1 protein-coding gene is annotated in these 252 nt (G+C 64.7%); it reads left to right on the top strand.

The window, feature by feature from the left end:
- The coding region (locus Ga0451573_RS20395; RefSeq protein WP_353740087.1) for an antitoxin Xre/MbcA/ParS toxin-binding domain-containing protein at window positions 1-89 on the top strand (89 nt) is incomplete at its 5' end.
- Window positions 90-252: the final 163 nt, after the last annotated feature.

The following is a 252-nucleotide window of genomic DNA, read 5'->3' as shown; positions in this document are numbered from 1 at the left end:
TGGGGGGCAAGCCGCTCAACCGCATCAAAACCATTGACGGTCTCGCCCATGTACTTGCCTATCTGGACGCCCGACGCGCTCCGATCTGAGGCGCGCGACCGGCACGGCGCCTGCTGGCGTCTCGTTGAGGCGCAACACCGCGTTTCTACCATGAAACTTGTCGACACGCTCGACGAGCAGGCCTTGCTCGAGGACGAGATCGAAGCGACCACGCCGCCGCTGCCGCCGGATTGCGCCCGGCTCGATTATCTC

Origin of the sequence: Phosphitispora fastidiosa (genome assembly GCF_019008365.1) — a bacterium.
Classification (GTDB): Bacteria; Bacillota; Thermincolia; order Thermincolales; family UBA2595; genus Phosphitispora; species Phosphitispora fastidiosa.
The sequence above is the reverse complement of the archived record's forward strand: the minus strand, read 5'-3'. Positions and strand labels throughout refer to the sequence as shown.